14 protein-coding genes and 1 rRNA gene are annotated in these 17,878 nt (G+C 69.4%); 5 read left to right on the top strand and 10 right to left on the bottom strand.

Translation table 11 applies throughout. From position 1 onward, the window contains the following. The 4 genes from ACZ46W_RS10970 to thyX all read right to left on the bottom strand — a co-directional run. A 16S ribosomal RNA gene (locus ACZ46W_RS10970) occupies window positions 1-75 on the bottom strand; the annotation flags it as partial. 492 nt (window positions 76-567) lie between these two features. Further along, the gene (locus ACZ46W_RS10965) at window positions 568-2,253 is read right to left on the bottom strand and encodes a ribonuclease J (RefSeq protein ID WP_468334646.1); all 1,686 of its coding nucleotides are present in this window, start codon (window positions 2,251-2,253) and stop codon (window positions 568-570) included. A gap of 112 nt (window positions 2,254-2,365) precedes the next feature. Beyond that, on the bottom strand, window positions 2,366-3,265 hold the full coding sequence (dapA, locus tag ACZ46W_RS10960; RefSeq protein ID WP_366131834.1) for a 4-hydroxy-tetrahydrodipicolinate synthase: 900 nt from the start codon (window positions 3,263-3,265) through the stop codon (window positions 2,366-2,368). A gap of 199 nt (window positions 3,266-3,464) precedes the next feature. Next, the gene (thyX, locus tag ACZ46W_RS10955; RefSeq protein ID WP_468334642.1) at window positions 3,465-4,205 is read right to left on the bottom strand and encodes an FAD-dependent thymidylate synthase; all 741 of its coding nucleotides are present in this window, start codon (window positions 4,203-4,205) and stop codon (window positions 3,465-3,467) included. Window positions 4,206-4,373: 168 nt separating this feature from the next. On the opposite strand from thyX, the gene ACZ46W_RS10950 reads away from it, so the two are divergent. Continuing rightward, window positions 4,374-4,616, top strand: coding sequence for a hypothetical protein (locus ACZ46W_RS10950; protein WP_468334639.1), 243 nt, complete (start codon window positions 4,374-4,376; stop codon window positions 4,614-4,616). A 107-nt stretch (window positions 4,617-4,723) separates the two neighbouring features. Continuing rightward, window positions 4,724-5,275 (top strand): hypothetical protein, encoded by a 552-nt coding sequence (locus ACZ46W_RS10945; protein ID WP_468334636.1) that lies wholly within the window; start codon window positions 4,724-4,726, stop codon window positions 5,273-5,275. Here the strand turns inward: ACZ46W_RS10945 and ACZ46W_RS10940 are convergent. The 6 genes from ACZ46W_RS10940 to eccD form a co-directional block, all read right to left on the bottom strand. Continuing rightward, the gene (locus ACZ46W_RS10940) at window positions 5,265-5,720 is read right to left on the bottom strand and encodes a hypothetical protein (RefSeq protein WP_468334633.1); all 456 of its coding nucleotides are present in this window, start codon (window positions 5,718-5,720) and stop codon (window positions 5,265-5,267) included. The two genes, ACZ46W_RS10945 and ACZ46W_RS10940, sit on opposite strands and share 11 nt — an antisense overlap. 7 nt (window positions 5,721-5,727) lie before the next feature. Then, on the bottom strand, window positions 5,728-6,483 hold the full coding sequence (dapB, locus tag ACZ46W_RS10935) for a 4-hydroxy-tetrahydrodipicolinate reductase (protein ID WP_468334630.1): 756 nt from the start codon (window positions 6,481-6,483) through the stop codon (window positions 5,728-5,730). Window positions 6,484-6,522: 39 nt separating this feature from the next. Continuing rightward, window positions 6,523-7,902, bottom strand: a complete 1,380-nt coding sequence (locus tag ACZ46W_RS10930) for a M16 family metallopeptidase (RefSeq protein ID WP_468334627.1) — start codon at window positions 7,900-7,902, stop codon at window positions 6,523-6,525. After that, the gene (locus ACZ46W_RS10925) at window positions 7,899-10,121 is read right to left on the bottom strand and encodes a polyribonucleotide nucleotidyltransferase (RefSeq protein ID WP_468334765.1); all 2,223 of its coding nucleotides are present in this window, start codon (window positions 10,119-10,121) and stop codon (window positions 7,899-7,901) included. Before ACZ46W_RS10925 ends, ACZ46W_RS10930 begins: the two co-directional genes overlap by 4 nt. A 295-nt stretch (window positions 10,122-10,416) precedes the next feature. Beyond that, complete coding sequence (gene rpsO / locus ACZ46W_RS10920; RefSeq protein ID WP_023586232.1) at window positions 10,417-10,707, bottom strand: 30S ribosomal protein S15; 291 nt, start codon at window positions 10,705-10,707, stop codon at window positions 10,417-10,419. Between the two features lie 188 nt (window positions 10,708-10,895). Further along, on the bottom strand, window positions 10,896-12,380 hold the full coding sequence (eccD, locus tag ACZ46W_RS10915; RefSeq protein ID WP_468334622.1) for a type VII secretion integral membrane protein EccD: 1,485 nt from the start codon (window positions 12,378-12,380) through the stop codon (window positions 10,896-10,898). Between the two features lie 316 nt (window positions 12,381-12,696). Here eccD and eccCa point away from each other — a divergent pair, with 316 nt between their 5' ends. The 3 genes from eccCa to ACZ46W_RS10900 all read left to right on the top strand — a co-directional run bounded on the left by eccCa (window position 12,697) and on the right by ACZ46W_RS10900 (window position 17,873). Beyond that, on the top strand, window positions 12,697-16,665 hold the full coding sequence (eccCa, locus tag ACZ46W_RS10910; RefSeq protein WP_468334619.1) for a type VII secretion protein EccCa: 3,969 nt from the start codon (window positions 12,697-12,699) through the stop codon (window positions 16,663-16,665). Continuing rightward, entirely contained in the window at window positions 16,662-17,306 is a 645-nt protein-coding gene (locus tag ACZ46W_RS10905; RefSeq protein ID WP_468334616.1) for a hypothetical protein, read from the top strand. The genes eccCa and ACZ46W_RS10905 overlap by 4 nt, the downstream gene beginning before the upstream one ends. A gap of 69 nt (window positions 17,307-17,375) precedes the next feature. Then, the gene (locus ACZ46W_RS10900; protein ID WP_468334613.1) at window positions 17,376-17,873 is read left to right on the top strand and encodes a hypothetical protein; all 498 of its coding nucleotides are present in this window, start codon (window positions 17,376-17,378) and stop codon (window positions 17,871-17,873) included. Window positions 17,874-17,878: the final 5 nt, after the last annotated feature.

Genomic DNA, 17,878 nt, shown 5'->3' with positions numbered 1-17,878 from the left:
GGTTCATCGTTCGACTTGCATGTGTTAAGCACGCCGCCAGCGTTCGTCCTGAGCCAGGATCAAACTCTCCGTGAATGTTTACCGGTTATCCGGTGACACTCGCGTTGAGCGGAACCGGAGGGGAGGAATAATCCCCTCGGTTCACAGCGTCCTCGCTGTGCTTTCTTCAAAGGAACCTCGACCATCCGAAGATGGACGGGGTATCAACATATCTGGCGTTGACTTTTGGCACGCTGTTGAGTTCTCAAGGAACGGACGCTTCCTTCGTACTCACCCTCTCGGGCTTTCCTCCGGGCGCTTCCCTTCGTTGTTTCCAACCTTACCAGATTCTTTTTCCGTTCCGTTTCCGGTTCGGATTCAGTTTCCGGTGGCCGTTGGAGGGCCTTTGCCTTTCGGCTGATCCGACTTTATCAGAGATTCTGAGTCGGAATTTCCGGCCCGTCCTGGGCACCCTGCGAGGCACACAGGTGTGCCGGGTTCCCGATCTGGCGGAGCCGTAAACGTACTGGAGCGGGGCGCCCCGATGCAAATCGAGGCGCCCCGCTCCGCAAGCGAGCTGGTGGGGCGTCAGACCTCGACGACCACCGGCAGGATCATCGGGCGGCGGCGGTAGGTGTCCGAGACCCACTTGCCGATCGTGCGCCGGATGAGCTGCTGGAGTTGGTGCGGCTCGGCGACGCCGTCGGCGGCCGAGCGGGCCAGGGCCTCCTCCACCTTCGGGATGACCGCGTCGAACGCGGCGTCCTCGATGCCCGAGCCGCGGGCGTGGATGTTCGGGCCGCCGGTGATCTTGCCGGTCGTGGAGTCGACGACCACGAAGACCGAGATGATGCCTTCCTCGCCGAGGATGCGGCGGTCCTTCAGGTGCACCTCGGTGACGTCGCCGACCGAGAGGCCGTCCACGTACACGTACCCCGCCTGGACCTTGCCGACGATCTTGGCCTTGCCGTCGACCAGGTCGACGACGACGCCGTCCTCGGCGATGACGATGCGGTCCTTGGGGACGCCCGTCAGGGCGCCGAGCTCGGCGTTGGCGCGGAGGTGGCGCCATTCGCCGTGGACCGGCATCAGGTTCTTCGGCTTGCAGATGTTGTAGAAGTACAGCAGCTCGCCGGCCGAGGCGTGGCCCGAGACGTGGACCTTGGCGTTGCCCTTGTGGACGACGTTGGCGCCCCAGCGGGTGAGGCCGTTGATCACGCGGTAGACCGCGTTCTCGTTGCCCGGGATCAGGGAGGACGCCAGGATCACGGTGTCGCCCTGGACGATGCGGATCTGGTGGTCCCGGTTGGCCATGCGGGACAGGGCCGCCATCGGCTCGCCCTGCGAGCCCGTACAGACGAGCACGACCTCGTGGTCGGGGAGGTCGTCGAGGGTCTTGACGTCGACGACCAGGCCGGCCGGAACGCGGAGGTAGCCCAGGTCCCGGGCGATACCCATGTTCCGGACCATGGAACGCCCGACGAAGGCAACCCGCCTGCCGTACTCGTGGGCCGCGTCCAGGATCTGCTGGATGCGGTGCACGTGGCTGGCGAAGCTGGCGACGATGATGCGCTTCTGGGCTCCCGCGAAGACCGAGCGCATGACGTTGGAGATGTCTCGCTCGTGCGCGGTGAAGCCCGGCACCTCGGCGTTCGTGGAGTCCGAGAGGAGGAGGTCGATGCCCTCCTCGCTGAGGCGCGCGAAGGCGTGCAGGTCGGTGAGACGGTTGTCCAGCGGGAGCTGGTCCATCTTGAAGTCACCGGTGTGGACGACCATGCCGGCCGGGGTGCGGATGGCGACGGCCAGGGCGTCCGGGATGGAGTGGTTGACCGCCACGAATTCGCAGTCGAAGGCGCCGAGCTGCTCGCGCTGCCCTTCGGCGACCTCGAGGGTGTACGGGCGGATGCGGTGCTCCTGGAGCTTGGCCTCGATCAGGGCGAGGGTCAGCTTGGAGCCGATGAGCGGGATGTCGGGCTTCAGCCGGAGCAGGTACGGGACGCCACCGATGTGGTCCTCGTGGCCGTGCGTGAGGACGATGCCCTCGACGTCGTCGAGGCGGTCCCGGATGGTGGTGAAGTCCGGAAGGATCAGGTCGATGCCGGGCTGCTCCTCCTCGGGGAAGAGCACGCCGCAGTCGACGATCAGCAGGCGGCCGTCGTACTCGAACACGGTCATGTTCCGGCCGATCTCGCCGAGACCACCGAGCGGGGTGACGCGCAGGCCGCCCTTGGGCAGCTTCGGGGGCGCGCCCAGTTCAGGATGCGGATGACTCAAAAGACTCTCCTCACCACACGCGCCACGTACCAGTGAGGCACGTGGCGCGTGTGACATTCGTGCACTTGCTGTTGTCGGATGTTGCTTTCGTATTCAGTTGTGAAGTCTGTGGCTAAAGCTCTACCCCGCCGGCGGCGAGGTCGATCTTGAGCTGAGCGGTTTCCTCCGGGGAGAGCTCCACCAGCGGCAGTCGCAGCGGGCCTGCGGGGAGGCCCTGGAGGGCGAGGGCGGCCTTGGTGGTGATCACGCCCTGCGTGCGGAACATGCCGGTGAAGACCGGGAGGAGCTGCTGGTGGATCTCGGTGGCCTTCTGGACGTCGCCGGTGAGGTGGGCGTCGAGGAGGGCGCGGAGCTCCGGGGTGACGACGTGGCCGACGACGGAGACGAAGCCGCAGGCGCCGACGGAGAGCAGCGGCAGGTTGAGCATGTCGTCGCCGGAGTACCAGGCGAGGCCGCTGCGGGCGATGGCCCAGCTCGCGCGGCCGAGGTCGCCCTTGGCGTCCTTGTTGGCGACGATGCGCGGGTGGGCGGCGAGGCGGACGATCGTCTCGGTGTCGATCGGGACGCCGCTGCGGCCGGGGATGTCGTACAGCATCACCGGCAGGCCGGTGGCGTCCGCGATGGCGGTGAAGTGCCGGAAGAGGCCCTCTTGCGGGGGCTTGTTGTAGTACGGCGTGACGGCGAGCAGGCCGTGTGCGCCGGCGCGCTCGGCGGCGCGGGCGAGCTCGACCGAGTGGTGGGTGTCGTTGGTTCCGATACCGGCGACGACGTGGGCTCGGTCGCCCACGGCCTCCAGGACCGCCCGTACGAGCTGGTCTTTCTCCGCGTCGCTGGTGGTCGGGGACTCGCCGGTGGTGCCGTTGATGACCAGGCCGTCGTTGCCTGCGTCGACCAGGTGGGCGGCGAGCCGCTGAGCGCCGTCGAGGTCGAGTGCGCCGTCCGCCGTGAAGGGCGTGACCATGGCGGTGAGGACCCGCCCGAAGGGGGTCTGCGGAGTGGAGATCGGAGCCATGGGTAACACGCTACTCGCTGCTCTGCCCGCTGGGTCCCCTCGGGTGACGTGAGGGAGGTGGAGCCCGGCACTGCCTGCTCGGGGGTTCAAGCAGTGCCGGGTCCGTTTGATCAGCCTAGATGAACTTCTCGAAACGCCGCAATACGGACACTTCGGGCGGATGATCCGTACATCTGTACCGCGCTGTGACCTGGGACGACTACGGAGCGACCCGGCCGTTGGCGTTGAAGGCGGCGTATGTGAGCGGCATCAGCCGCGCCCACTCCTGCTCCATCTTCTCGCCGACCATCTCGATCTCACGCTGTGGGAAGGACGGCACCTTGGCCAGCTCGTGCTGCGTGCGCAGACCGAGGAAGTGCATCAGCGAGCGCGCGTTGCACGTGGCGTACATCGAGGAGAACAGGCCCACCGGAAGGACCGAGCGGGCGACCTCGCGGGCCACACCGGCGGCGAGCATCTCCTGGTACGCCTCGTACGCCTGGACGTAGGAGGCCTCCATCGTCCGCTCCACGAGCGCCTGCTGCTCCTCGGTGCCCTCGACGAAGACGTACTTGCCGGGGCGGCCCTCCTGGACCAGCTTGCGGGAGGCGTCCGGGACGTAGAAGACCGGCTGGAGCTCCCGGTAGCGGCCGGACTCCTCGTTGTACGACCAGCCCACGCGGTGCCGCATGAACTCGCGGAAGACGAAGATCGGGGCGCTGATGAAGAACGTCATCGAGTTGTGCTCGAAGGGGCTGCCGTGCCGGTCCCGCATCAGGAAGTTGATCAGGCCCTTCGAGCGCTCCGGGTCCTTCTGGAGCTCCTCCAGGGACTGCTCGCCCACCGTGGAGACACGGGCGGCGAACAGGACGTCGGAGTCGGCCGCGCTGTGCTTGACCAGCTCGACGGTCACATCGCTGCGGAAGCTGGGCTTGAGCTCTTCGGCGGGGGTGTCGGTCACCGGCGGGGTCCTTCCAATTGCGTCGCTCGGGCGGCGCCCACTCTACGGCCCGGCACTGACAGCACATGAATCCCTTGAATTCGGGCACCGAGAGGGGCACCAATCCGCTGCTTCACGCGTCTGTCCCAGTAGCAGCGTCCATCACGAGATTTCAAGGAGGGTTCTCACATGTTCCGCCGGCGTGAGGCAGTCCCGTTCGCGTTCGTCGCCGAGGCCGACCGCTTCCGCAGTAACGTCACTCCCCCGGCTCGGCAGCGTCCGAGTATTTCCGAGGTCGCCGGTCGTACGCTGATCGGGCTGACCGTCGTGGCCGGTCTGGTCGGGTCGCTGCTCTTCGGCCTTCCGGCGATGGAGTCGGGGCCCGCCACCACCGGTCACGGTCAGCAGTCCGAGGCATCCAACGGGCGTTGAGGCGGGCACTGCCCCGTACGGCCACCCTGGGGTGGCCGGTCGTCGAACCGCTGGGTAGCCTCACCCGGCACAGCCCCATCGAGCGTGCGTATGAGTGAGGATCAGCCGTGCCCCTGCCCTTTCTGACGGCCGACCGTGGTTTCGACACCGACGAGGACGTCGCTCTGCCGTTCGACGACGACCACGACCAGTGGCGCCGCCCGTACCGCCCGGGGCCCTGGCGGGTCGCCGCGGCGGCGGTGGCGCTGCTGCTCGCCTCGTTCATGCTGCTGGCCACCATGATCATCGCCTTTGCCGGGGCGCTGTCGGGCGCGGCCGTGTGCCTGGGGCTGGCGGCACTGGTGATCGTCGCCGCGCTGCGCATGCTGCGGGTGGGGGCGTGGGTGAGCCGACACGGTGTGCGGCGCGTCGCGTTCTTCCGGACCGCGACCGTGCCGTGGGAGCGGGTGTCGGCCGTACGCACGGTGCAGCAGCCCGTGCGGTGGATGGGGCTGCCGCGGACCGTGCAGGGGCAGGCCCTCGTCGCCGTACGCCAGGGTGGTGAGCAGCTCGCGCTGCTCACCGACCACAACGCGGACTTCCTGGCGCGGGTCGAGGCGTTCGACCGGGCGGCCGACACGGTCGAGGCGTGGAGCGCGGAGTACGCGGTCAGCCGCTGACCGGCTGCCGGCCCTCGTGGAGGGCGATCGCGCGCTGCATGGCCTTGCGGGCGCGCGGGGTGTCCCGGGCGTCGTGGTAGGCGACCGCGAGCCGGAACCAGCAGCGCCAGTCGTCCGGCGAGTCCTCGGTCTCCTCGCGCCGCTTGGCGAAGACGGCGTCGGCCGAGTCGCGGTCGATGCGGCCGCCGGGCGTGCGCTTCAACTCGTCGGCAGGCAGGCCGCCTTCGGCCTCCAGTTCGGCGGCCAGGCGGTTGGCCTTGGTGACGAACAGGGTGTTCTTCCACAGGAACCAGACGCCGATGACCGGCAGGACGAGCACCGCGCAGCCGAAGGTGACGGTGAGCGCGGTGCCCTGCTGGATCAGCATCACGCCACGGCTGCCGACCAGGACGAAGTAGACGACCAGGACGGCTGCCGTGACGAAATACGTGAGCTTCGCTCGCATGACGTGATCAGCCCAGGTCCAGGAAGTGTTCCAGGCCGAAGGTGAGGCCGGGCGTCGTCACCACGCGGCGCGCGCCGAGCAGGATGCCCGGCATGAAGCTGCTGTGGTGCAGCGAGTCGTGGCGGACGGTCAGGGTCTCGCCCTCCCCGCCGAGCAGCACCTCCTGGTGGGCCAGCAGGCCCCGCAGGCGTACGGCGTGGACCGGGACGCCGTCCACGTTCGCACCGCGCGCGCCGTCCAGGGCCGTCGTCGTGGCGTCGGGCTGCGGGGCGCAGCCGGCCTCGGCGCGGGCGGCGGCGATGAGCTGGGCGGTGCGGGTGGCGGTGCCGGAGGGGGCGTCCACCTTGTTGGGGTGGTGGAGCTCGACGACCTCGACGGACTCGAAGTACGGCGCCGCGATCTGCGCGAACTTCATGGTGAGGACCGCGCCGATGGAGAAGTTCGGCGCGATCAGGACACCGGTGTCCGGAGAGGCCTCCAGCCAGCCGCTCAACTGGGTGAGGCGCTCCTCGGTCCAGCCGGTGGTGCCGACGACGGCGTGGATGCCGTGGCGTACGCAGAAGTCGAGGTTGCCCATGACGGAGGCGGGTGTGGTGAGCTCCACCGCGACCTGGGCGCCCTTTTCGGCGAGCGTCTCCAGCTTGTCGCCCCGGCCGAGGGCCGCGACCAGTTCCATGTCGTCGGCGGCCTCGATGGCGCGTACGGCTTCGGAGCCGATGCGTCCCTTGGCGCCGATGACCGCGACCCGCAGTTGGCTGCTCATGCTCGTGCTTCTTCCTTCGGTTCCGACACGGATGTGGCGTTACGCGACCGCTTCGTGGAGGCGGTCGGCCTGCTTGTCCTTCAGGGGGCCGATGACCGACAGCGACGGGCGCTGTCCCAGCAGCTCGGCGGCCACGTCCCGGACGTCGTCGGGGGTGACGGCCGCCATGTGGGCGAGCATGTCGTCCACGGACATCTGGTCGCCCCAGCACAGCTCACTCTTGCCGATGCGGTTCATCAGCGCGCCGGTGTCCTCCAGTCCGAGGACCGTGGAGCCCTTGAGCTGCCCGATCGCCCGCTCGACCTCGTCGTCGGTCAGGCCTTCGTGCGCGACCCGGTCGAGCTCGTCCCGGCAGATCTTCAGCACGTCGTGGACCTGGCTGGGGCGGCAGCCCGCGTACACGCCGAACAGGCCGCAGTCGGCGAAGCCGGACGTGTACGAGTAGACGCTGTAGGCCAGGCCGCGCTTCTCGCGGACCTCCTGGAAGAGGCGCGAGGACATGCCGCCGCCGAGGGCGGTGTTCAGCACGCCCAGGGCCCAGCGGCGGTCGTCGGTGCGGGCGAAGCCCGGCACGCCGAGGACCACGTGGGCCTGCTCGGTGCGGCGGCTGAGCACCTCGACGCGGCCGGCCGTGCGGATGGTGCGCCGGCCGTCACGCGGAGCGACCGGGACGGCGTCCGTACGGGTGAGCGCGCCGGCCTTCTCGAAGGCGCGGCGGACCTGGCGTACGACCGTGGCGTGGTCGACGTTGCCCGCGGCGGCGACGACCAGGTGGGTGGGGTCGTAGTGCTTCTTGTAGAAGCGGCGGATCCGGTCCGCGGACAGGGCCTCGACGGTCTCGACGCTGCCGAGGACGGGGCGGCCCAGCGGGGTGTCGCCGAACATCGTCTTCGCGAACAGGTCGTGGACGACGTCGCCCGGGTCGTCCTCGGTCATCGCGATCTCTTCGAGGATCACGCCGCGCTCGGCGTCGACGTCCTCCTGGAGGATCAGCGAGCCGGTGAGCATGTCGCACACGACGTCGATGGCGAGCGGCAGGTCGGTGTCCAGCACGCGCGCGTAGTAGCAGGTGTACTCCTTCGCCGTGAAGGCGTTCATCTCGCCGCCGACCGCGTCGATGGCGGAGGAGATGTCCAGGGCGCTGCGCGTGTGCGTGCCCTTGAAGAGGAGGTGCTCCAGGTAGTGCGTGGCGCCGTTGAGGGCGGGCGTCTCGTCGCGGGAGCCGACGTGCGCCCAGATGCCGAAGGTGGCGGAGCGTACGGAGGGCAGCGTCTCGGTGACGACCCGGAGGCCGCCGGGCAGGGTGGTGCGGCGGACGGTGCCGATGCCGTCCTTGCCCTTGAGAAGCGTTTGGGTACGGGCGACGGCCCGCGCCTCCGAGGAGGTGCGGGCCGTCGCCTTCGAACTACGGGACGTCACTGGTCGGTGTCGTCCTTGTCGCCCTCAGCGGCAGCGTCCTCGTCCGCGATCACGGGGATCAGGGAGAGCTTGCCGCGCTGGTCGATCTCGGCGATCTCGACCTGGACCTTGGAGCCGACCGCGAGCACGTCCTCGACGTTCTCCACGCGCTTACCACCGGCGAGCTTGCGGATCTGCGAGATGTGCAGCAGGCCGTCCTTGCCCGGGAGCAGGGACACGAACGCACCGAAGGTGGTGGTCTTGACGACCGTACCCAGGTAGCGCTCGCCGACCTCCGGCATGGTCGGGTTGGCGATGCCGTTGATCGTGGCGCGGGCGGCCTCGGCGGCCGGGCCGTCGGCGGCACCGATGTAGATGGTGCCGTCGTCCTCGATCGTGATCTCGGCGCCGGTGTCCTCCTGGATCTGGTTGATCATCTTGCCCTTGGGGCCGATGACCTCGCCGATCTTGTCCACGGGGATCTTGACGGTGATGATCCGCGGGGCGTTCGGGGACATCTCGTCCGGCGTGTCGATCGCTTCCATCATCACGTCGAGGATGTGGAGGCGGGCGTCACGGGCCTGCTTGAGGGCCGCGGCCAGGACGGAGGCCGGGATGCCGTCCAGCTTGGTGTCGAGCTGGAGGGCGGTGACGAACTCCTTCGTACCGGCGACCTTGAAGTCCATGTCGCCGAAGGCGTCCTCCGCACCGAGGATGTCGGTGAGCGCGACGTAGTGCGTCTTGCCGTCGACCTCCTCGGAGATCAGGCCCATGGCGATACCGGCGACGGGGGCCTTCAGCGGCACACCGGCGTTCAGCAGCGACATGGTGGAGGCGCAGACGGAGCCCATGGACGTCGAGCCGTTGGAGCCGAGGGCCTCGGACACCTGGCGGATCGCGTAGGGGAACTCCTCGCGCGTCGGCAGCACCGGCACGATGGCGCGCTCGGCGAGCGCGCCGTGGCCGATCTCGCGGCGCTTGGGCGAGCCCACGCGGCCGGTCTCACCGACGGAGTACGGCGGGAAGTTGTAGTTGTGCATGTAGCGCTTGCGCGTCACCGGGGAGAGGGTGTCGAGCTGCTGCTCCATGCGGAGCATGTTCAGGGTGGTGACGCCCAGGATCTGGGTCTCGCCACGCTCGAACAGGGCGGAGCCGTGCACGCGCGGGATGGCCTCGACCTCGGCGGCGAGCGTACGGATGTCCGTCAGGCCACGGCCGTCGATGCGGACCTTGTCCTTGATGACGCGCTCGCGGACCAGCTTCTTGGTCAGCGCGCGGTACGCGGCGGAGATCTCCTTCTCGCGGCCCTCGAACTGCGGGAGCAGCTTCTCGGCGGCGATCTCCTTGACGCGGTCCAGCTCGTTCTCGCGCTCCTGCTTGCCGGCGATGGTGAGCGCCTGGGCCAGCTCGGTCTTGACCGCGGCGGTCAGCGCCTCCAGGACGTCGTCCTGGTAGTCGAGGAACACCGGGAACTCGCCGACCGGCTTGGCGGCCTTGGCCGCGAGGTCCGACTGGGCCTTGCAGAGGACCTTGATGAAGGGCTTCGCGGCCTCGAGACCGGCGGCGACGACCTCCTCGGTGGGGGCCTCGGCGCCGCCCTTGACGAGCTGGATGGTCTTCTCGGTGGCCTCGGCCTCGACCATCATGATCGCGACGTCGCCGTCCTCCAGGACGCGACCGGCGACGACCATGTCGAAGACGGCGTCCTCGAGCTCGGTGTGCGTCGGGAACGCGACCCACTGGCCGTTGATCAGGGCGACACGGGTGCCGCCGATCGGGCCGGAGAAGGGCAGGCCGGCGAGCTGTGTGGAGCAGGAGGCGGCGTTGATGGCGACCACGTCGTACAGGTGGTCGGGGTTGAGCGCCATGATCGTCTCGACGATCTGGATCTCGTTGCGCAGGCCCTTCTTGAAGGAGGGGCGCAGCGGCCGGTCGATCAGGCGGCAGGTGAGGACGGCGTCCTCGGAGGGGCGGCCCTCCCGGCGGAAGAAGGAGCCGGGGATCTTGCCGGCCGCGTACATCCGCTCCTCGACGTCCACCGTCAGGGGGAAGAAGTCGAGCTGGTCCTTGGGCTTCTTGGAAGCGGTGGTGGCCGACAGCACCATGGTGTCGTCGTCCAGGTACGCCACGGCGGAGCCGGCGGCCTGCTTGGCCAGGCGGCCCGTCTCGAAGCGGATGGTGCGGGTGCCGAAGGAGCCGTTGTCGATGACGGCCTCGGCGTAGTGGGTCTCGTTCTCCACTAGCGGTTTCTCCATTACTTGTCGTCTTTGGTCCCGGCCGCCCGTGTGGCGGAGGGACGGGGGCGGAGAAGCGCGCCTTGTGTGCGGGCCGGTCTTCGATCGAAGCACCCGGGGTGTGTCTCCCGGGGGCCACTACCGAGGACCGGCGGCGGCGAGGGCGCCTCTCCTGTGCGTTCTTATGGACTTTTCGTTATGGCGTTGTGCGACCAGCCTACAAAGGGGTGGTGACACTCCGCACGTACAGCAAAGGGAGCGGCTCCCCATCAGCGTGGGAAACCGCTCCCTTCACGGCGTCTTACTTGGCACCGCCGGCCGCACCACGGCGGATGCCGAGGCGGTCGACCAGCGCACGGAAGCGCTGGATGTCCTTCTTGGCCAGGTACTGCAGCAGACGGCGGCGCTGGCCGACCAGGATCAGCAGACCACGACGGGAGTGGTGGTCGTGCTTGTGGGTCTTGAGGTGCTCGGTCAGGTCCGAGATGCGGCGGGAGAGCAGCGCGACCTGGACCTCGGGGGAGCCGGTGTCGCCCTCCTTGGTGCCGAACTCGGCCATGATCTGCTTCTTCGTAGCGGCGTCGAGAGACACTCGGTACTCCTCTTGGTGTTCGATGCGCCCGCGAGTGCCCCTGGTCTTGGTCTCAGGGGAGCTTCCGTGACTCGGAGGCGAAGGTCCGATGAGCGCTGCTTCCAGATGCTCCGGGAGCGCGTACACAAACGGCCGTCACACAGCGTACCAGCCCGGTGGGGCCAGGCTCACACCGCGGTGGGGCGCGTTCAGGAGGTCATCGCACGGATCGAGTGGTAGACGCCGAAGACGGCGAGGCACAGAGGGATGAGCGTCAGGAGTACGAACGTCTCCGCGATCTCCAGGAAACGCCCCCAGAAGGGGGTGACGCCCTTGCGCGGCACGATCAGGCCGATGGCGATGATCAGTGCGGCGACGCCGGCGACCGCGGCGGCCAGCCACACCGTACGGATGTCGAGCGCCGTGGCATCGCGCCACAGGTCCGTGGGCGGATTGAGGCAGAGGCCGAGGCCCAGCAGGACGAGGGCGCCGAGGCCCGCGGCGAGGGCGCAGCCGACCTGTGCGGTGTAGCGGAAGAGGTGGGCGCGCATCAGCATGGCGACGCCGGTGGCGAGTGCCAGGAGCTGGGCCCAGACGCCGTCGGAGAACCCGAGCACCGCGGCGGAGCCCACGGCGACCAGGGCGCAGCCGCCGACGAGGCCGACCAGCAGCTCGTGGCCGCGGCGGACCTGGGCGGCGATGCGCTCGGCGTCGACGGGCCCCTGGGGCTCCGGGTCGCCCCCGTAGCCGCCGACCGTGGTGCGGGGCGGCTCGAAGCCGATGGGGAGCCGGGCGAAACGGGTGGACAGGCCGGGGAGGAAGGCCAGCGCTCCCACGGCGAGCGGCGCGCACACGGCGGCGGTCTCGGCCGGGGTCATGGTGGTGAGGATGGCGACGAAGGTCACCAGGACGCCGATGCCGGAGGCGAAGACGAACGCGACGAAGGGGCCGTCCCCGCTGGGGGCGACGAGCGTCAGGATGACGGAGACGACGAGCACGGCGGCGCAGGCGAGCAGGAACTGGAGCTTGCCGTTGCCCTGCCCGGCGGCGGGCGCCAGGAGCCCGGCACCGGCGACGGCGGCGTTCACCATCGCGCCGATGCCCAGTGCCACGGAGGATCCACGGTCGTCGTACACCCGGGCGCGCACTCCCGCGAGCGCGAGCAGCAGCACACCGCTGACGGCGGCCAGGATGCCCGGCAGGCCGTGCATGTCGTGCCTCGGGGCGGCCGTCCACAGGACGAAGGCGAGCAGGACCAACAGGACCGAACCGCCGAAGAGGCCGGCGGCGCGCATCAGGTCGTCGGTCCACAGGGTGCGGTCGCGGGCGACGGCGGAGGCGACGGCGTCGGAGACGTCGTCGAAGACCGCGGGGGGCAGCGACTCGGCGAAGGGCCGCAGGGACAGCAGCTCGCCGTCGAGGATGCGCTGGGCGGTGAGGGAGCGTGCGCCGTCGAGCACGGTGCCGTCACGGCGTACCAGGTGGTAGCCGACCGGGGCGCCGGGGGCGGGGCTCTGCCCGGACAGCCGGAGGATCTCCGGGTACAGGTCGGCGATGGGGATGTCTTCGGGCAGTGCGACGTCGATGCGGCCGTCCGGTGCGACGACAGTGACGCGGCAGAAGCCCGTTCCGCCGCCGGACGGAGTCGCGGGAGCCGGGTGACCAGTTCCGGTGGCCGCGGCTGAGGCCGTCATACTCACCTGCTGCTTCCCCTCGTGGTTTTCGTGGATCGTCGGCCTGGCGAAGTCGAGAGACCCGTAAGTCGAGAGACCGTAGGTCGGGAGACCGTAAGTCGGGAGACCGTAAGTCGAGCGCCTGCGTAGTGCGTTGGTGCGAGACCCGTTATTTGCGTTGGCTCATGCACGGGTTCGGGCGCGAGCCAACACGTCGCGCCACCCTACCGCCCACCCGTCACCCCCTACGCCAGTAGGATCCCCCACTGCGGATGGGGCCCGTCGCCACGGGGGCGCCGATAGGAACATTTCCGTCCGGCAAGGGAATTGGTGAGCAGTGAGTCAGATCGTCGTCAAGCGCCCACCACGGGCCCTGCCCTCCGAAGTGCCGGCCGATCCGGTGCACCTGCAACCGCCGCCCGAGCTGCCCAGGGGGCAGCAGGAGGGCGTTCTGATGCAGTTGCTGCCGACGCTCGGCATGGGCGGTTCGGTCGTCTTCTTCTTCATGACCCCGAACCCCGTCATGCGCATCATGGGCATGGTGATGATCGCGTCCACCGTGGCGATGGCCATCGCGATGATGGTGCGCTACCGGCGGGGGACGCAGGGACAACTCGCCGACTTGCGGCGCGACTACCTCAAGTACTTGACCCAGACCCGGCGCGCGGTGCTGCGAACCGCACGCCTCCAGCGCGATGCGCAGTTCTATCTCCACCCGTCCCCCGAGCAGTTGTGGGCGCTGGTCGCGGAGGGAAGCCGCGTCTGGGAACGGCGCATCGGTGACGACGACTTCGGCCAGGTACGCGTCGGCCTGGGCAGCCAGCAGCTCGCCACACCGCTGGTAGCCCCCGAAACCGCTCCCGTCGACGAGCTGGAGCCGCTCACCGCCGGGGCGATGCAGCAGTTCCTCTCGGCTCACGGCACGCTCGAAGGCCTGCCCATGGCCGTGTCCCTGCGGGCGTTCTACCACCTGACCGTGAGCGGTGAGGCGGACGCCGCCCGTTCCGCGACCCGGGCGATGGTCGGTTCGCTGGCCGCGCTGCACTCCCCGGAGGACCTGGTCATCGCGGTGGCCGCGGATTCCGCCGGGGCTCCGCACTGGGAGTGGGCCAAGTGGCTTCCGCACGTCCAGGCACCGGGCCCCGGTGACGGCGCGGGCAGCCGGCGCCTGATCACCACCGACGCGCGGGACCTCCAGGACATGCTCGCCGCACGCCTCGAAGGGCGGCCCCGCTTCGGCGGGCAACCGCTCCTGGACCAGCCGCACATCGTGGTCGTACTCGACGGCCAGTCCGTTCCCCCGATGTCGCCGTTCGCCGCCGCCGAGGGGCTGCAAGGCGTGACGATCATCGAACTCGTGCCCGGGGACACGCACGGGGCACGCGGCGGCCTGTCCGTGACCGTGCACCGCGACAGCCTGCGTCTCGAGTCGAGCCACGGCCTGGTCTACGACGGAGTACCGGACCGGCTGAGCCTGGAGGCCGCCGAGGCGCTCGCCCGCCAACTCGCGCCGCTGCGGGCCGGGTCGGGCGCGGACGACGACCAGCCGCTGCTCGCGAACCTGGACTTCACCGACCTGCTCAACCTGGGCGACGCGGCCTCCGTCGACGTCAGCCGCACGTGGCGGCCCCGCTCCCAGTCGGAACGGCTCCGCGTCCCCATCGGTGTCGGGGAGGACGGCACCCCCGTCATGCTGGACCTCAAGGAGGCGGCACAGGAGGGCATGGGCCCGCACGGCCTGTGCGTGGGCGCCACCGGTTCCGGCAAGTCCGAGCTGCTGCGCACACTGGTGCTGGGCCTCGCGGTCACCCACTCTTCGGAGACCCTCAACTTCGTCCTCGCCGACTTCAAGGGTGGCGCCACCTTCGCGGGCATGTCCCAGATGCCGCACGTCGCAGCGGTGATCACCAACCTCGCGGACGACCTGACGCTGGTCGACCGCATGGGCGACTCCATCCGAGGTGAGCTGAACCGGCGTCAGGAGATGCTTCGCGACGCGGGCAACTACGCCAACATCCACGACTACGAGAAGGCGCGCGCCGCGGGCGCCCCGCTCCAGCCGATCCCCTCGCTCGTGCTCGTCATCGACGAGTTCAGCGAACTCCTCACCGCCATGCCGGACTTCATCGAGATGTTCGTGCAGATCGGCCGTATCGGCCGGTCGCTCGGCGTGCACCTGCTGCTGGCCTCCCAGCGCCTGGAGGAGGGCCGCCTGCGCGGTCTGGAGACGTACCTGTCGTACCGGATCGGTCTGCGCACCTTCTCCGCGGCCGAGTCCCGCGCGGCGATCGGTGTGCCCGACGCGTACCAGCTCCCCAATGTGCCCGGCTCCGGCTACCTGAAGTTCGGTACGGACGAGATGGTCCGCTTCAAGGCGGCGTACGTCTCCGGTGTCTACCGCTCGAACCAGCACGCCGCGCTTCCGGGAGGGCCCCTTCCGGTGGACCGGCGGCCGGTGCCGTTCACCGCCGCGCCCGTGCCGGTGCGCTACGCCGAGCCGGCCGCTCAGGCGCGGGTCCCGGAGGCGCGCGCCGCCGAGGACGACGCACTGGCCGACTCGGTGCTCGACGTGATCGTGCGACGGCTCGAAGGGCGCGGCGCGGAGGCGCACCAGGTGTGGCTGCCGCCGCTGGACAACCCGCCGTCCCTCGACGAGCTGCTGCCCGGCCTCGCCGGTGTGCAGGGCCGTGGGCTGACGCAGCCGGGGTTCGAGGGCGCCGGCCGGCTCGTCGTACCCCTGGGCGTGGTGGACAAGCCGTTCGAGCAGCGGCGCGACACGTTGTACCGGGACTTCTCCGGGGCGGCGGGCCACATGCAGATCATCGGTGGCCCGCAGTCCGGCAAGTCGACCCTGCTGCGCACGATCATCTCCGCGTTCGCGTTGACGCACACACCGCAGGAGGTGCAGTTCTACGGACTGGACTTCGGTGGTGGCGGCATGTCGTCGGTCGCCGGCCTGCCCCATGTCGGCGGGGTCGCTTCGCGGCTGGACCCGGAGCGGGTCCGCCGTACGGTCGCCGAGGTGTACGGCATTCTGGCGCGGCGGGAGGAGTTCTTCCGCGGTGCGGGCATCGACTCCATCGCCACGTACCGCAAGCTGCGCGCGCGGGGCGAGATCTCGGTGTCGGACCAGCCGTGGGGTGACGTTTTCCTGGTCATCGACGGCTGGGGCAACTTCCGTACGGAGTACGAGGGCCTGGAGCCCGCCGTCCTCGACATCGCGGCGCGCGGGCTCGGGTACGGCATCCACGTCATCCTCACCGCCTCACGTTCGATGGAGGTCCGCTCCAACCTCAAGGACCACCTGATGAACCGGCTGGAGCTGCGGCTCGGTGACACCATGGACTCCGAGGTGGACCGCAAGCTGGCCGCGAACGTCCCGGCGAGTGTGCCGGGCCGTGGTCTGACGCCGGAGAAGCTGCACTTCATGGCGGCGGTGCCGCGGATCGACGGCATCCACTCGGACAGCGACCTGTCGGAGGCCACCGCCGCGATGGCCCAGGAGGTCGGCCGCCACTGGACGGCACCGGGAGCACCCGCGGTCCGGCTGCTGCCGCGCGAGCTCCCGGCGCAGAACCTGCCGGCGGGGTACGTGGAGCCGAAGCGCGGTGTCGCCTTCGCCATCGACGAGAACAGCCTGGAGCCGGTCTTCGTCAACTTCGACCGCGACCCCTTCTTCCTTGTCTTCGGCGAGAGCGAATCCGGCAAGACGAACCTGCTGCGGCTTCTGATCAAGCAGGTGTGCGAGCGGTACGACGGGGACTCCGCCAAGTTCTTCGTGATCGACAACCGGCGCGGGCTGCTCGACGTCACCCCGGCGTCGCACCTCGCGGAGTACGTCCCGATGTCCAACAACATGGACCACCACGTGGACGCCCTGGCCGATCTGATGCAGCGCCGCACCCCGTCCGCCGATGTCACGGCCCAGCAGCTCCGGGACCGTAGCTGGTGGCGCGGCCCCCAGGTGTACGTCGTGGTCGACGACTACGACCTGGTGTCGACCTCGTCCGGCAACCCGCTGGCCAAGCTCACGGAACACCTGCCGTTCGCCCGCGACGTCGGCGTACGCTTCATCATCGCCCGCAGCGCGGCGGGCGCGAGCCGGGCCGCGTACGAGTCCTTCATGCAGCGCATGATGGAACTCGGTGCCCAGGGCGTACTCCTTTCCGGTGACCCTCAGGAGGGCGACGTCCTCGGCGGCGTCCGGATGCGCCCGATGCCGGCGGGGCGGGGCGTCTTCGTCTCCCGCCAGCGCGGGAATCCGCTGGTGCAGACGGGTCTCATGCCTCCGGAGAGCTCCGCGTGATCGGCGCCGCCGTCTTCACGGGCGCGTTCGCGGTGGCGTTCCTCGCGTTCGCCCTGTTCGTCGACCCGCGCAAGCTCTGGTGGCGCTTCCGGGCACGGCACTTCGACAACCCGGAGGCGCATGAGCCGTCTGCCGCCTCGTTCATGTGGCGGCGTGTGGCACTGGTCGGCTGCGCCGTGTTCCTGGGGTGGCAGACGGTCGGCATCCTGCGGCTCGCGGGTGTCTTCGAGACGGGCCCGGATCACGCTGAGGTTCTGGACCGGGTGGAGAACGCGGCGCTGAACCTGGAGACGGAGGAGGGCGAAGGGCGCCACAAGTGGCCCGGCGGCGGTGAGGGCGCGTGGGACGAGTTCATCAATCCGAGGCTCAAGGGCCCGGAGCGTGAGGACCCGGTGGTGTCGCTGGTGGAGGACGAGGGCCCGGCCGCCTGGGACCCGGAGACCAGCGGGGCAGGCGGTTCCGGGCCGGGCTCCGGCACCGAATCGGACACGAAGGGCTCGTTCGTCGAGCGCTACGGGGTCGACGGCATCTGCCTGACGGTGACGGCGACCCCGCTGCCGGGGCAGTCCAAGATGGAGCACGCGATCGACAACCTGCGGTACAGCGTGGCGACGGAGGTGGTGGACAGCCCTTGCGAGTAGTCGCGGTGCATCACATAGGTTGAGGCGGAATTGAAGCGTCCACCGGCGTGCGGGGGAGGAGCTCTGCTGATGGCTTGGGACGAGTGGGAGCAGTTGAAGGCATCGGCGGCCGAGAAGGGATCGGCCCGTATGCATCTGAACGGGCTGCCGCCGGAGGACAGACCCAACGCCGGCAACCCGCAGGGCGACCTCCAGGTGCACCAGAAGGACCTGGCGGCGATCGGTGACCATGCCTTCAAGCTGTACAACCGGCTGTGGAAGGAGGCCCGCGTCACCACGACGGACTCCGCGGGCACCGATCTCGACTCGCAGGGGTTCGCGCTCGGCAAGGCGCTGCAGCACGTGTCGACGCGATGGGACAAGCAGCTCGGTTCGGTGATGGACGCGTGTGCGCTGATCTCGAATCACATGGACTTCACGAAGAACGCGCATGCCGGTGACGAGATCTTCATCGAGCGGCATGTGAGCAGCATCCACACGCTGGACGCGGGCTTCGACGACGACTGGGCCATGCAGGGCAAGAAGAACGAAATCTACGGGCCGAAGACTGAGAAGGAAAAGGACTGACCCCC

Source organism: Streptomyces sp. NPDC031064 (genome assembly GCF_055570965.1).
This window is presented reverse-complemented; position numbering and strand designations above follow the sequence as displayed.